The 15,940-nt window shown below is 37.5% G+C and carries 7 protein-coding genes; 6 read left to right on the forward strand and 1 reads right to left on the reverse strand.

Annotated elements, in window-relative coordinates:
• Window positions 1-392: 392 nt before the first annotated feature.
• From FLP_RS12580 to FLP_RS12605, 6 genes are all read left to right on the forward strand, one after another.
• Complete coding sequence (locus FLP_RS12580) at window positions 393-3,545, forward strand: SusC/RagA family TonB-linked outer membrane protein (protein ID WP_065449838.1); 3,153 nt, start codon at window positions 393-395, stop codon at window positions 3,543-3,545.
• A 47-nt stretch (window positions 3,546-3,592) separates the two neighbouring features.
• Complete coding sequence (locus FLP_RS12585) at window positions 3,593-5,689, forward strand: RagB/SusD family nutrient uptake outer membrane protein (protein WP_065449839.1); 2,097 nt, start codon at window positions 3,593-3,595, stop codon at window positions 5,687-5,689.
• Between the two features lie 276 nt (window positions 5,690-5,965).
• Window positions 5,966-6,988, forward strand: coding sequence for a family 43 glycosylhydrolase (locus FLP_RS12590; protein ID WP_083195857.1), 1,023 nt, complete (start codon window positions 5,966-5,968; stop codon window positions 6,986-6,988).
• A 124-nt stretch (window positions 6,989-7,112) separates the two neighbouring features.
• Window positions 7,113-8,447, forward strand: coding sequence for a glycoside hydrolase family 88/105 protein (locus FLP_RS12595; protein WP_065449840.1), 1,335 nt, complete (start codon window positions 7,113-7,115; stop codon window positions 8,445-8,447).
• 170 nt (window positions 8,448-8,617) lie between these two features.
• On the forward strand, window positions 8,618-9,961 hold the full coding sequence (locus FLP_RS12600; RefSeq protein ID WP_065449841.1) for a hypothetical protein: 1,344 nt from the start codon (window positions 8,618-8,620) through the stop codon (window positions 9,959-9,961).
• Window positions 9,962-10,223: 262 nt separating this feature from the next.
• The gene (locus FLP_RS12605; RefSeq protein ID WP_065449842.1) at window positions 10,224-12,638 is read left to right on the forward strand and encodes a glycosyl hydrolase 115 family protein; all 2,415 of its coding nucleotides are present in this window, start codon (window positions 10,224-10,226) and stop codon (window positions 12,636-12,638) included.
• Between the two features lie 431 nt (window positions 12,639-13,069).
• Here FLP_RS12605 and FLP_RS12610 read toward each other — a convergent pair whose 3' ends face one another.
• Entirely contained in the window at window positions 13,070-15,928 is a 2,859-nt protein-coding gene (locus tag FLP_RS12610) for a glycoside hydrolase family 2 protein (RefSeq protein WP_065449843.1), read from the reverse strand.
• Between the last annotated feature and the right edge of the window lie 12 nt (window positions 15,929-15,940).

Below are 15,940 nucleotides of genomic sequence, written 5' to 3' on the forward strand. Positions count from 1 at the left end.
TAGTTGTAAAACCAATTCAACTCAAACTTTTCAAATTGAAAGTTTTGTTATCGTAAAAGTATCGGCGAAAAGCCAAATTACCATCCTGTAGCATCCTGTTTTGCAGAATTAAATACGCAATAAATTGTAGTCTTTGTTTTTCAATTCTTATTTTTTTATAGAAATAAATAGGAATAGTAAAAAAATAAATTAATATTTTTTTTGATATCATATTTTGATGGATTTCTGTTTAAATACGGGTTGTAAATCAGGCAATTGAAGTTGGTTTTAATAAGGATAAATTTATAGAAAAGCATAAGGTATTGAACGTTAACAGGATACTACAGGATACACAGCATTTGTGTTCTCAATAAATTTGGATTAACTAAATAATTAACCAAATTTTAACTTTTATGAAAAACAAGCTTAATTTTTTACTAATTTTTGCTCTGTTTGCTTTATTACACACTACTGCCTATTCGCAGAACAAAGTGGTAAAAGGAACCATTACAGATGCATCTGGTTTACCAATACCTGGTGCGAATGTACTTGTGAAGGGAACGAAAACAGGAACTACCACTGATTTTGATGGTAAATACACTGTAAACGCTACACAGGGCCAAATACTGGTTTTTTCGTCAACAGGATCTAAAACTCAGGAAATAGCAGTGAGTACAAATTCAGAAATCAATGTAAAACTGACAGACGATATAGCACAGCTTAATGAAGTGGTTGTCGTAGGTTACGGTACACAAAAGAAATCTGATGTAACAGGAGCAGTTGCCAGTGTAACTGCAGAGCAGTTAATGAACAGACCCGTTGCTAATGCACTTGAGGCGCTGCAGGGAAAAGCTGCCGGAGTTGATATTACAAGTAACGAGCGACCAGGATCAATTGGTACAGTACGTATTCGTGGTACACGTTCCTTAACAGCAAGTAACAATCCTCTTTATGTTGTAGATGGCGTGCCTTTGCTGTCTGAATCATCCATTGAAACGCTGAATCCAAGAGATATTGCGTCTATTGATGTGCTTAAAGATGCATCTGCAACCGCTATTTACGGTTCCAGAGGTGCAAACGGAGTAATCATTGTGACTACTAAACAAGGAAAATCAGGTGTTTTTAGTTTGAACTATGCGGGAACATTAACAGCTTCTCAAGTCGTAGATCGCGCTCCTTCAATGAATGCTGCTGATTTTATTCAGTTCAGACGTTGGGCGGCGTATAATCTTAATTCTACCACCTATGCGCATCCGGATTCTCCGACTTTTGCAAATGATAAATTGATTTTTGACAGTGCCTTAGACGGCCAGACATCAAGGGATAATGTTTTAAAGGGATGGCAAAGCGGTACCTGGGATGCTTCAAAAGTAACCAATACAGACTGGGTTGATCTTGTAACACAGGCAGGAATCAGTAAAGAACACGTTATCAGTGCCAGTGGCGGATCTGAAAAAGTAAATGCTTACGGATCACTTGGATATCTGGATCAGGAAGGTACTCAAAAAGGACAATGGTACAAACGCTATACTGCGAAATTGAGTACAAACATCAATCCGGTAGAATGGCTTAAATTCAATGCTTCGTTAAATGCCTCATGGAGTGAGCAGGATTTTGGTATGTCGACCCTGCAGGCACGAAGCGGAACAGCACCTAATGCAATTTTAGGAGCCGCTAAAAGTATTTATAATATTGCAGTTCCTTATGATGCAAATGGTAAATTGATTATCAACCCGGGAGGCGAATCAGCTGTATATACAGTGATGGACGAATGGGATAAAAGCACGCAAAGATCGCAAACATTACGTCTTTTAGGAAACTTTTCAGCTACAATTGACTTAGGTAAATTAGTTACTCCTTTAGAAGGACTTAGTTATAAAATCAATTTTGGACCCGATTTTCGTCATTGGAGAGAAGGTGTTTATGTTGATGGAACGTCATCACTTAAAATCAATGCAGACGGAAGTGCCGGTGTAAATTATGCCCGTTTGCAAAACCGTAGAGATCTTTCGTGGACTTTAGACAATATGATCACGTATGACCGTACTTTTGCGGCCAAGCATAAAATAGGAGCAACCCTGCTTCAGACAGCTTCATCATGGAATGTTGAGAATTCTTCTATGAATGCCAATAATATCCCAAACAAATCCTTTTTATGGAATGCAATGGGAACAGTCGATCTTACCAATCCGGCTAATAACGGACGTATAAGTTCAGGTCTTACAGAACGTCAGCTAAGTTCGTACATGATTCGTGCTAATTATGGTTTCGACAATCGTTACTTATTGACAATGTCAGGTCGTTGGGATGGTGCTTCGCAATTGGCAGAAGGATACAAATGGGATTTCTTTCCTTCGGCTGCTTTGGCATGGAGAATTAACAATGAAGAATTTTTAAAAGGTGTAAACTGGATTGAAAATCTTAAGCTTCGTTTAGGGTTTGGTACAACGGGTAACTCATCTGTAGATCCTTATAAAACAAAAGGACTTGTATCTTCTATATTCCTTCCTTTCAATGGTATGAGCAACCAGATTGGTTATACTACAAATGAGCCTTATTATACAGACACTCAGTTATCATTGGCTAATAAAGCACTTGGATGGGAAAAAACAACACAATACAATCTTGGTATCGATTTTAGCTTCTTTAAAAACAGAGTGAGCGGTGCTATTGATGTTTATCAATCTTATACAAATGATTTATTAATGTCGGTTAAAATCCCTACGCTAACAGGATTTCCTTCAACTTTTGCTAATGTTGGTAAAACAAGTAATCGTGGTGTCGAGGTAACGCTTAATTTAATTCCGATTCAGACAACAGGTGGATTTACCTGGGAAACAAATTTAAATGCGGCCTGGCAGAAAGATGAAATTGAAGAATTGGCCTACGGTAAAAACGATATGCCGGATAATACCTGGTTTATTGGCGAGCAAATTGCTGTTCGTTACGGTTATGATAATTTAGGCTTATGGCAAAATACTCCTGAAGATCTTGCTGAAATGGCAAAATGGGGTGCGAGTTATAATTTTACTCCCGGAAATGTACGTCCAAAAGACCAAAATGGAGATTATAAAATGGATGCTGCAGACCGTGTAGTATTGGGTAACAGCAATCCAACCTGGACAATGGGATGGAACAACAATTTTACATACAAAGGAATTGAGTTAGGTATTAATATTTACGGACGTGCGGGTTATTTAACAGAGAAAGTCGAAGAAGCGCTAACAGCACACAGTAATCAAAGAGAAATTGATTACTGGAGACCGGACAATACAGATGCTCAATATCAAAAACCTATTTTGGGTCAGGCATCATCAGGGTCAGCAGATAAATTTTCCGGACTACTAGGTTTTCCAAAAGCCTCTTTTGTAAAAATTCGTAATATTTCATTAGGGTATAATTTTTCAAGGGATTTTACAAAAAATATCGGTTTATCAAACTTTAAACTTTATCTGCAGGCAGTAAATCCGGGTAATATTTACCAATCATTAGACTTTTATGACTTAGATACAAATTCTACATATTCTAATAGAAGTTTCGTTATGGGTCTTGAAGTTGGATTTTAAAAATAATTGCGTGGTAACGACGAAGTATAACAAAAAAAAGTAAAAAAATGAATAAGATAAAAAATATAGGAATAGGACTTTTGATAATGGCAGGATTATCGATTTCCTCTTGTTCGAAAGACTTTCTTGACGAAGAACAGAATAGCCAGTATTCAACTGATTATTTCGAAACATCAGAAGGTCTTCAGGCCCTGACAGTATCACTTTATGGAAATATAAGATGGCATTTTGGGTTCGAATGGTCGTATGCCAATACATTATACGGTACAGATGAGTTTACGAATGCAAACGATTTGACCAACGAAATGTGGAATACTTATGACAACCGTTTTGGACCAATTGGCGCTACAGCCGCTACAGGAGCAGCAAACGGAAATGCAACAAATCCAGCAGCGCTTTGGGATGAAATGTATTACGGAATCGCTTCTTGTAATACCATTATTGCGAATGCAGAAAAAATAGATGATATAGCTATTCGTAATCGCTGTCTGGCACATGCTTATTTTTTACGTGGTTATAACTATTATCGTCTTACTGCTCAATATGGTGGTGTTGTATTGCAAACCGTACCGGCAACGGGTGTTGTTCGTAATTTTACACGCTCTACAGAAGAGCAATGCTGGGAGCAGGTAGTATCAGATTTACGTAACTCTTATAATCTTTTTGCAGGTGAAGTTTTTACTTACGGAAAAGGAATTACATGGACAAAAGCTACTGCGGCACATTTCCTTGCCAAAGCATTATTATTTCGCTCTTCAGAACGTAATGATAAATGGAATTCAGCTTACAAAGCAAAAGATCTTGAAGAGGCAATTCAGGCTTGTAGTTATGCCATTTCTGCCCGCGGACCATTGACCAATAATTACAGTGATCTTTATGCCAACTGGACAGGAATTGACTGCCCTAATGAGCAATTGAGCGAAATTCTAATGGCAGCAGGACACAATGGAGATGCAGCTACGGTAGGCCGTTTTGGAAACCGTACTTATAGTTATTTTGCCCCACAATTTTCTAACTTCTCCGGCGGATGGGTAAAACGCGGTGTTTGGATTGGAAGTATGGATTTTCAGCGTTGTCGCCCTACTGAATACTCTTATGCGGTGTACGATCACGTAAATGATGCCCGTATGTGGAAAACCTTTAGAACTGTTTATGGAGCCAATACAGTAGTAACGGCTAATGCAGGAGTTAAAATTGGAGATCCTGCTATTGTTATGATATTGAATACTAAAAATGATAATACCTATAACGGAGCTAAATTTGGTGCAAGCGTTCAGGCACCAACCTGGACAGATGCAAGTGGACGTTTACCGGAATGGACTACAGGAAAAAGACAAACAGCCACAGCAGGAGCTTTAACAGCTGTTGCGGGACAATATGTGCCTAACTCTTTGGTATTATACCAAAACGGAACTTACGTTGCACCTACATTCAAAAATCAGCCAATTTGTAATTTCTTTGCCGGAATCAATAAAACAGAAGATGGATCGAGAACTGCTGAAAGAGGAGATGCACACCGTGATGTAATCATGGCACGTCTTGCCGAAACCTATCTTGTACGTGCAGAATGTTATGTTCGTTTGCAGCAATATGGTAATGCAATGCAGGATATCAACGTGATTAGAGCAAGAGCACAATGGAAAAGCGGTGAAAACAGATCATATTATAACGACGGTTCTCAGGCTTTTAAAGCAAATGCTCTAAACACGGGAACTGCCGCGACAAACTTTACAGCCTCAAATTTAGATATGAATACCTATTATTTATCTAATCCAACAATACCGGTTACAACTGCAGCATCAGATTTAAGATTAACATCGTTTCCTGCTAATTTACCGGCAGAAGATGAAGCTATTATTGCCAAAGTTGGAGCCGGAAGCGACTACGAACGTGCTTTAAACTTTATTCTTAACGAATATACTCGTGAGTTATTAGGAGAATGGCAACGTTGGGAAACACTTTCTCGTACAGGAATGTTAATCAAACGTGCCAAAGCATTCAATGCAGAAGCAGCGCCAAATATCACCGCCAACAAGCACGAACTTCGTCCTATTCCGCAGTCATTTATTGATGGTTTGTTAAACGATGACGGATCAAATTTATCAGATGCACAAAAGAAAGCCTGGCAAAATCCGGGATACTAATATATTTTGAATTTTTGTTTTTGAAACCGTCTCAAAAAAGAGACGGTTTTTTTAGGATTTTACCTTTTTGTAATTTTTTAAGCAGGGAAGCACAGGATGCTAATATCGTCTTAGTGTTTTAATTTTAAAGTACACGATTTAAGCTCTTTTCTTTAGTTTTAATATATTGAATTACAATAGATATAAGATAAATTACTTCAACTTTTAGTGTAATAGATAATGTTGGGTAAAAAAGAATTAAATCGGTCGCGTTTAAGTGAAAATTAAATAAAGAAAATGTCAAGAATCTACCTTAAATATCTTTTATTGAACTTTGTAATACTGCTTTTTTCTCTTCCCGTTTTCTCCCAAAAGAACATAAAAAAAGAGAAATCTCATCTTGCAGCAAAGCCTTTATATCGCGATCCTGTTTTTGACGGAGCCGCCGATCCAACGATTATTTGGAACAATAAAGAAAAAAAATGGTTCATGTTCTACACCAATCGACGAGCTAAAGATACTACAGCCAAAGGAATAACCTGGGTGCACGGAACCCGAATTGGCATTGCTGAATCTACAGATGGTGCAAATTGGAAATACAGAGATACCTGCAATATCAATTATAAAATTAAAGAGGTAACGCATTGGGCACCGGATGTAATTCAATATAAAAACTTGTATCACATGTATTTAACAATTGTGCCGGGCATTTTTAATGATTGGTACCATCCGCGATCCATTGTTCATCTGACCAGTAAAAATCTTATCGACTGGAAATTCGAATCCCAATTGAAACTGGCTTCGGACAGATGTATTGATGCTGCTGTGTTTAAATTGCCAAACGGTTCGTGGAGAATGTTTTATAACAACGAAAACGACGGAAAATCAATTTATTATGCAGATAGTAAAGACCTCTATAATTGGGTTGACAGCGGAAAGAAAATTGTAAAAGACAGGGGCGAAGGACCAAAAGTATTTCAATGGAAAGGCAAGAACTGGATGATTTCGGATTCATGGAGAGGATTGAATGTATATTCTTCAGAAGATTTCCTGAATTGGAACCGACAGGAAAAAAATATTCTTCAGATTCCAGGAACCGGAGAGGATGATAAAGTAATTGGGGGACATCCGGATATTATTGTGAATAACGATCGAGCCTATATTTTTTACTTTACACATCCCGGAAGAACACCTGAAAATAAAGGTATCGATAGTTACGAAACCAAAAGAAGTTCGATACAAGTTGCCGAGTTAGAGTATGTAAATGGAGAAATTATCTGCAATAGGGATCAACCAGTTTATATTAATCTAAAACATTAACTAAAGTTTTTTAAATATCTTATTTTTAAATATTTATAAATTAACTATAGAAAATATCTATTGAGTAAAATTAGCAAAAAACACCCTGAAAATTCACTTTTCATATTAACAAAAAACAACAACCATGAATTATAACCTAACCAAAATTATAACCGTTTTCGCTATCGGAATTTGTACCAATATAAATGCCCAGACAAATGACGTAACGGCACCATTGCATTTAATGAAACCGGATTATATAACGCCATATGTTATTCCGGAAAAAAACAATATCGAAAACGTATTAAGCCGAGTTTATACTTTTCTGGAAGAAAACACAGCTTCAAAAGCGATTTATGTAAGCGATAAATCAGAAGTAAAAGATTTCAAAAAAGCAAAAGGAAAAATAGCATTTTCTGCCGGAGCTTTTAGATTAACTAGTTACGAATGGGGCGTTACCTATGCAGGAATGCTTTTAGCAGCCGATGCCACAGGAAAAAAAGAATACGCAGAATATGCCAACAAACGCTTAAAACTAATCGCTGATATCGCGGCCAATTACAAAACCGAAAATATAAACGATTCTCCCGTTCATACCGTTTTACAGCCCAAAGCTTTAGACGATGCGGGTGCATTATGTGCAGCATTTATAAAAGCAAAAAAGAATGACCCAAATGCGGCTTATGATCCTGTGATCAATAATTTCATCAAATACATAAGCGAGAAAGAGCATAGACTAAAAGACGGAACACTGGCTAGAAACAGACCACAGGACAATTCGCTTTGGTTAGACGATATGTTTATGAGCGTTCCCGCTTTGGCTCAAATGGGCAGTTATACCGGTGATGTCAAATATTTTGATGATGCGGTAAAACAAGTCAATCAGTTTTCTGAAAGAATGTTCAATGCTCAAAAAGGACTTTATATGCACGGTTGGGTCGAATCGATGCAGGTGCATCCTCAATTTCATTGGGCGAGGGCAAATGGCTGGGCTGTAATGACAATGGTCGAGTTATTAGAAGTATTACCTAAAGATCATCCGGGTTATCCTCAGGTCTTGTCTCAATTGCAAAAGCACATTGCCGGATTGCTCCAATACCAGGACGGAACCGGATTTTGGCATCAGTTAATAGATCGAAATGATACGTATTTAGAAACCTCGGCAACAGCCATATATGCCTATTCAATTGCGAGGGCTATTAATCGCGGTTATGTAGATAAACTGGCTTATACACCCGCAGTCTTATTAGCATGGAATGCTGTAGCTTCAAAAGTAAACGCAAAAGGTCAGGTCGAAGGAACCTGCGTAGGCACCGGAATGGGTTTTGATCCCGCTTTCTATTATTATCGCCCCATAAATCTATATGCTGCACACGGTTATGGCCCTGTTTTATTGGCTGGAGCCGAAATGATTTTGTTACTAAAAAACAATCAGTTTGAAATCAATGATAGTTCGATACAATTGAAGGTTAAGGGTTAGCAATTAATGAGTTATGAATTATGAGTTATGAATTATGAGTTGTGAGTTATGAATTAGAAGTTAAAACTTTGTGTACTTTTTATTTAGCGCAAAGGCGCAAAGGAATATTAAAAAACTATACTATAAAACTTAGCGACTTAGTGCCTTAGCGGCAAATAAACCAACAGCATATGAAATTAAAACCAACAATAAACATACTTTTCCTGTTATGTACAATAACAGCTTTCAGTCAGATTGGGAAACGGTTCCCCTCTGAAAAAAAGATCATCAAAGATCCTGTTACAGGTCAGGAATTAATTTTTTTAACCACAACATCAGCAGGAGATTCTAAAACCTATCCCACACATCCGCAATGGACATCTGATGGCGAATGGCTTATTTTTAGAACCAAAAGAGCCAATGGTGAAGCTGTAGCAGTCCATGAAAAATCAGGTGTAATGGTTCAGGTAACCGAAGGCGGTTATACGGGAACATTATGCATGGCGCAAAAGTCGATGAAATTGTATTTTATGCGGAAAGCACCAGAAGATAAAATGCAGATTATCGAAGTCAATTTAGCCGATGTTTTTAAAGACAGTCAGAACGGAAAAATGAAAACCATTGCAGCCTACGAACGTATTTGCGGTATGGCTAATGCCGAAATGGGAGCTTCGGGAGATATGGCTCTGGATGCTGATGAAGAAAAAGTGTATTTTAGAATTGGAAAAGAAGAAGCAGCGAAACACTTAGATCCGAATATTAAGATCGAAAAGAGTTTTGGTCCAAGAAATATGGGCGCAGGACCAGGCGGAATTTGCAGTATGAATTTAAAAACAGGAGAATTCAGGCATGTTGTTTCAGTTCCGTTTCAGGTGGGGCATATTCAGTCGAATGTATGGAATCCCGGCGAACTGGTTTTTTGTTGGGAAACAGGCGGAAAATCACCTCAAAGAACCTGGACTGTTATGGCGGACGGTTCCGGTTTCAGACCTTTGTATCCCGAATCTGATTATGAATGGGTAACGCATGAAGCTGTAATTTCTAAAGATGAGGTGGCAATGGCGATTATGGGACATCGAAAAATTGATATTCATAAAGAAAAACCTATTGAAGTTACAGACAATAATGAAGTACGAAATCCTGAAAATCCCGGGCAGGAAAGCAATTGGGGAAATTCAGGAACCCGCGAAAAGCCAACAGGTTTGGCAATTGTAAATCTTAGAACCAGAGAAATGGTTATTGCCGGACAAACCAAAAGCGGCAGCGGTTTATGGCACGTACACGGCTCATCTGACGGAAGATGGGCTGTAGGAGATGATTTCTCAAGAAGTTTATATTTAATAGACCGAAAAACAAACGAAATGATAATGCTTACCACAGGACATAAAGAAACCGCAGCAGATCATATTCATCCCACTTTCAACAGAGACGGAACAAAAATTCAGATTCAGTCGGCAATGCTTTCTAAAGACAATCGCACGATGAATATTTGTATTGTAAATGTGCCTGAAGATTGGTTAAAACGTGGTTATTGAGGTTCAAAGGTTTAAAGAAACAAAGGAGCAAAGGTATAAAGGTTCAGAGCAACAAAGGGACATAGGTTGAATCGTAGAGGCGCACAGCAGTGCGTCTTCTGGTAATGAATAAATAATCTCGCAATCCCAATAGCTATCGGGATTGCGAGATTAATTAACCCAATAAGAAAAAAAACTTAGCGCCTTAGCGCCTTAGCGGCAAAAAAAAAGCGTAAATCCGTAAAATCCGTTCCATCCGTGGGCCATTTTAAAATAATTCAAAATGAAGAAAATAGCAGTTTTAATTTTCACAATCTCAACTTTAAGTTCTTATAGTCAAAATGAGAATCTAAGCGACTTTTCTATTGTAAATTCTAATAAAGTAACTTCCATTTACATCGATAAAAACACCAATCCACTGATTGTTTGGGCAGTAAATGAATTGGCGGATGATGTAAAAGATATTACCGGAAAGCGTCCTGAGATTATTAAAGCGAATACCATTTCAAAAAAAGGTATTTATATCGGGCAATTTTCGTCTCCAATCTTTAAATCCACATCAATTGAGAAAGGGTTTTTAAATCAATGGGAAAAATTCTCCATCCAAAAAGAAAAAGACAATCTTTTAATCGCCGGATCAGATGTTCGGGGAACGGTATATGCTATTTTTGAAATTACAGAACGACTGGGTGTTTCTCCGTGGAAATGGTGGGCAGATGTTCATTCGATAAAAAAAGAAAATCTGGCATTGCAGCTTCCCCGAAAGGGAATTATAACATCGCCATCTGTACAATATCGAGGAATTTTTTTAAACGATGAAGATTGGGGATTACAGCCTTGGGCCGCTAAAACTTTCGAAAAAGAAACAGGAGATATTGGCCCGAAAACGTACGAGAAAATATTTCAATTATTGTTGAGATTAAAAGCCAATACCATTTGGCCGGCAATGCATCCGTCTACAAAAGGTTTTTTTACTATTGCAGGAAATAAAGAGATGGCGCAAAAATACCATATCGTTATCGGATCATCGCATGCAGAACCGATGCTTCGTAATAATGTCGACGAATGGAAACCGAAAATACATGGTGATTACAACTATTTCACCAATAAAACTCAAGTCGATAAATACTGGCAGGATCGTTTGGATGAGTTGAAACTGGCTCAGAACGAAACTATTATGACATTAGGCATGCGAGGCGTTCACGATAGTAAAATGGAAGGCGCAAAAGATTTGGCAGAATCGATTACGATGGTCGAAAAAATCATCGTAAATCAGCGTGAAATGCTTTCGAATACTTTCAAAAAGCCTTTATCAGCAATTCCGCAGGCTTTTGTTCCTTACAAAGAAGTTTTAGAATTATATGATAACGGACTTAAAATTCCTGATGATATTACGTTGGTCTGGCCTGATGATAATTACGGTTATATACGTCGTTTGAGCAATCCTGAAGAACAAAAAAGATCGGGTGGAAGCGGTGTGTATTATCATATAAGTTATTGGGGAAGACCTCACGATTATCTTTGGCTGAGTACCACACAACCCGGTTTGATCTGGTATGAAATGACGAAAGCGTATGAAAACGGTGCAAAAAAAATGTGGATTGTAAATGTGGGGGATATAAAACCCGCAGAATATGACACCGAACTTTTTCTGGATTTGGCATGGAATATCAACAGTATAAAATCAGACGGACTTAAGCAGTATTTGAAAGATTGGATTTCGAGGGAATTTACGCCCGAAATTGCAACTGATTTGAGTGTTGTTTTTGAGGAATATTACCGATTGGCCTCACTAAGAAAACCGGAATATATGGGTTGGAGCCAAACGGAACCCACAACGCAAATAAAACTTTCTGATTTTACAAGGGAAGAATCTCTGAACAGAATAAAAGCCTATGATGATCTCATTAAAAAAGTAGATAGTTTGTCGGCTTTTGTTCCGGCAGAAAGAAAAGCAGCATGGTTTCAGTTGGTGGAATATCCGGTAAAAGGAGCGGCTTATATGAATCATAAATTTTTGTATTGGAATTTAGAAGCCACAACTTCGGATGAAAATCAGAAGAGTAAATATGAACTAATGGCTTCAGAAGCGTATCAGAAAATCAAGGAATTAACGGATTTTTACAACACGAAATTAAGTGATGGAAAATGGAATCATATGATGTCGATGCATCCAAGAAATCTGCCGGTTTTTGATTCGGTTAAAAAGAATACTTTTTCAAAAGAAATTGCAATTAAAACAACGGATCGAATTTATATTCAGGCCAATAAATTCAGTACAAAAGAAGATGCAAAAGAATACAAGTGGAAACCGATTAACGGTTTGGGTTACAGTAATAATGCGATTACTTTATTTCCATTCGATCAGCATATTTTTAAAAATGAAAAACCTGCTGTTTCTTATGAATTTGAAATTGAACAACCGGATAATTACACCATCGAAGTTCGTTTATTGCCTACACACGCTAATAATTTCGATCATGAAATAGGCATTCAACTGGACGGAAATGCAGCACAATTTTTTAAAACCAATACAAAAGACAGAGAGAATACCTGGAAAGAAAATGTATTGCGAAATAGTGCGATTGTAAAACTTCCGGTTTCGAATGTTTCAAAAGGAAAACATACCATAACAATACAAGTCAACCAAACGGGAATTGTACTGGATCAATTGGCGGTTTATAAGACAGGGTTTTAAGTTATGAGTTATGAGTTATGGGTTATGGTTATGAGTTAAGGGTTTGAAATGAGAATTTAACGCAATCCCGATAGCTATCGGGAGCAAAGGTTTACGCAAAGTTCGCTAAGTTTTTGCTTTGAGTTTGTTTAAATAAAAAGTTCGCAAAGCTGTATGTTGATATAGCTTTGCGAACTTTGTGCGATTTTTTGCGTTCTCTGTTTCAACCTTTATAATTTAACCACAGAGAAAACAAAGTTTCTTTATTACTGCTTAAAAAAAAACACAGAGTTCACAAAGTTGTATCTTGAAATAGCTTTGTAAACTCTGTGTAAATCTTTGTGTTCTCTGTGTTTAAAACTTTAGATAATAAACCTTTGCTCCCGATAGCTATCGGGATTGCGGTAAAATTCTCATTTCAACTTGAAACCTGAAACAAGAAAAACTCTTTTTTAATTGTTTCTAAAATCAAACCATAAATTCATTTTAATTCCATCGTCACCGCTTTTAATACGAATGTTGGTTGGCTGACTTTGAGGGCCTTGTTGTTCCAGAGGTTTGAAATCTCTCATCGCCGGAATTTCGTACATAAACGAAATATCGCCTTCCGGAAATGCCGGTTGTGGGTAACTTCCAGTGAAGGCATTTTTAGGCAAATCGGGAGTAAATAATCTTAAAAATAAATTATCAGATTCGCTGAAAACTTTAAACGATGAAGCTCCGGCTTTAAGGTTTGCGCCTAATAAATTGGCATGATATCCTTTAAATTCAGGATAAATTAAATTCTCAAAACTTTCTCCTGTAATGGTATTGTTATATTCTTTCTCCCAAATACCGTAAGTAGTTCCTTTTATTCTGTTTTTCCAGACGTGATAAGGGCCTCTTCCAAACCATTTAATACCTGTAACTTCTTTTTCAGGGAAACTGAAAGTGATTCCGAAAGAGTTGATTTTATCTTCAAAAAAAGCACCATCAAAACCTTCTCCGCCAGAAGCATTTTTTAAGGCCACTAATTCCATTTTAAATCTTCCATCCGGTTCCATGATCCATTTTATAGAGGATAATCCGCCTGAATAGTTGACTTTACAAACGGCTTTGTCACCTTCCTGTGAAACCTGAATGTCTTTTAATTTGGCTTTCATGCCAATTGGTCGCGGTCCATTGGTAAGCGGAATCGTTGCTGTTTTATTTTTTATTGTTACAATTTCACCCGTTGCAGCATCTATAGTAACCGTTATATCGTTTCCTTTTAAAGTAATTTCGTTGCCAGTTTTAATTCCTGAAGCTTTGGTTTTTGTGTCCTGAACAGCTAAAAACTTATCCGCATAAAATTTTGCTTTATGAATAGGCCATGTCCAGGTATAAATTTCTTTATTGAATTGATCATAAGCAGTTATGGACAAAATATCTCCTTCGGCAAAATTGTTAGGAACAGCAAATTGAATTTTACGTGTTTCACCCGGATCAATACTCGGAATTTCAATTTTACCCGTACTAATTTCCTTCGCAACACCATTTGTATAAAGTACGTTATTATCTGATTTTAATACTTTAAATTCCATTTTACAGGAATTCAGATTACTAAAAAGATAATCGTTTTTGATTAAAAAAGAACCGTCAAAAGTTGCTGTAACTTGTTTAGGCTGAAACTGAATAGGTGCCCAAACTTCTTTTACCGTGTAATAACTTCCTTCTCTTTCACGATGTGGCCCCAAAATTCCATCAGCGGCAAGCGAACCTTTCGAATCAAATTTTACATCGCCCGTCCAGTCAGAGCGTTTTACGGCTTCATCGAGCATGGCCCACATAAATCCTCCGGCAAACAACGGACTTTCTTTATAACGGTTCCAGAAGTCCTCTAGAGCTGCTCCGTGTCCATTATCGTAAGTTCCGTGCATGAATTCAGTAGGGAAAAACACATTTTCGCCCGCATTAAAACGGTGCATTCCCGTTAAATAAGTCGGATAATGGTGCGTGTCCCAACCATTAAAATCGGCCCACGGATGAATCACAATTCTTTTTTGAGGATCATTATCAGCAAAAACCTTATCTACATCGTAGTTCCAGCCGCCTTCGTTACCGTTGTCCCAAATAATTACCGATGCATGATTGACATCGCGCGTTACCATTTCCTTCACCAGTTTTGTTCCCGTCTCCGTATCATACGAGTTTTGCCAGCCCGCCAATTCATTCAAAACAAAAAGTCCTAAAGAATCGCAAACTGCCAGAAAATGATCGTCCGGCGGATAATGGCCACGAACCGCATTCATATTCATGTCCTTCAATAATTTACCGTCTAATTCGCTGATACGCTTGCTGGTGCTTCGTCCTCCTTCTGGCCAGAATGAATGACGATTGATTCCTTTCATGATAATTTTAGCGCCGTTTACATAAATCCCGTCCTGTTTTTTGAACTCTAAAGTTCTAAAACCAATTCGTTTGTTGTATTGGTGCAGAACGGTTCCGTTTTGTTTTAAAACCAATTTAAGATTGTATAAATTAGGATTTTCAGGATCCCACGGTTTTACTTTATTCCAATGTGCTGCAATAGTTTCTTTGGTACTTTTCGCTTTAACAGGAAAAGTAAAAGTTTGAAAACTCTCTCCGTTTAAACCTTTTAGCGAAGCTTCCAGAATAGTATTTTTAGGAATATTTTTCAAATTCAGATCAACTGTTATCGAACCGTCCATTTTTGGGTTTACAGCAATATTTTCGATATGGGATTTTGGGGATACTTCCAGCCAAACCGGACGATAAATACCTCCAAACAACCACCAGTCGGCTCTTCTTTCGGCAGCATTTACGGATTTATTGGCAGAATGTTTCCAGACATGAACCTCTAAAATATTTTTAGCACCAAATTTTAATAACGATGAAATATCATATTTAAATTCATAAAAACCGCCCTGATGAATGGCTCCTGCCAGTTTTCCGTTTACTTTTACTTCAGTATCTGTCATCGCGCCGCCAAAAGCAATTACAACGTCTTTGTCTTTATAATTGGCAGGAACTTCAAATTCATATTTATACAATCCTTCTTCTTTGCTGGGTTCTTTTTGGTTCAGCTCCTTGTACCATCTTCCGTAGGTATATTCGCCAAAACCTTCTAATTCCCATTGCGAAGGAACATTTATTTTAGACCAGACTTTACTGTTATTTCCTCCGGTACAATAAAAATCCCATTGTACGGGATGTTCGAAATCTTTTCCTGAAAGATAGATTTTATCTGTTTGCTGCGCCGTATTATTTTGGGATATAAAAAGCGTAAAAGCAATAATACTAAACTTTTGAATGGTGTTTTTGAGCATCATAATTGGTTTGAA

This window comes from Flavobacterium piscis (genome assembly GCF_001686925.1).
Taxonomy (GTDB): domain Bacteria; phylum Bacteroidota; class Bacteroidia; order Flavobacteriales; family Flavobacteriaceae; genus Flavobacterium; species Flavobacterium piscis.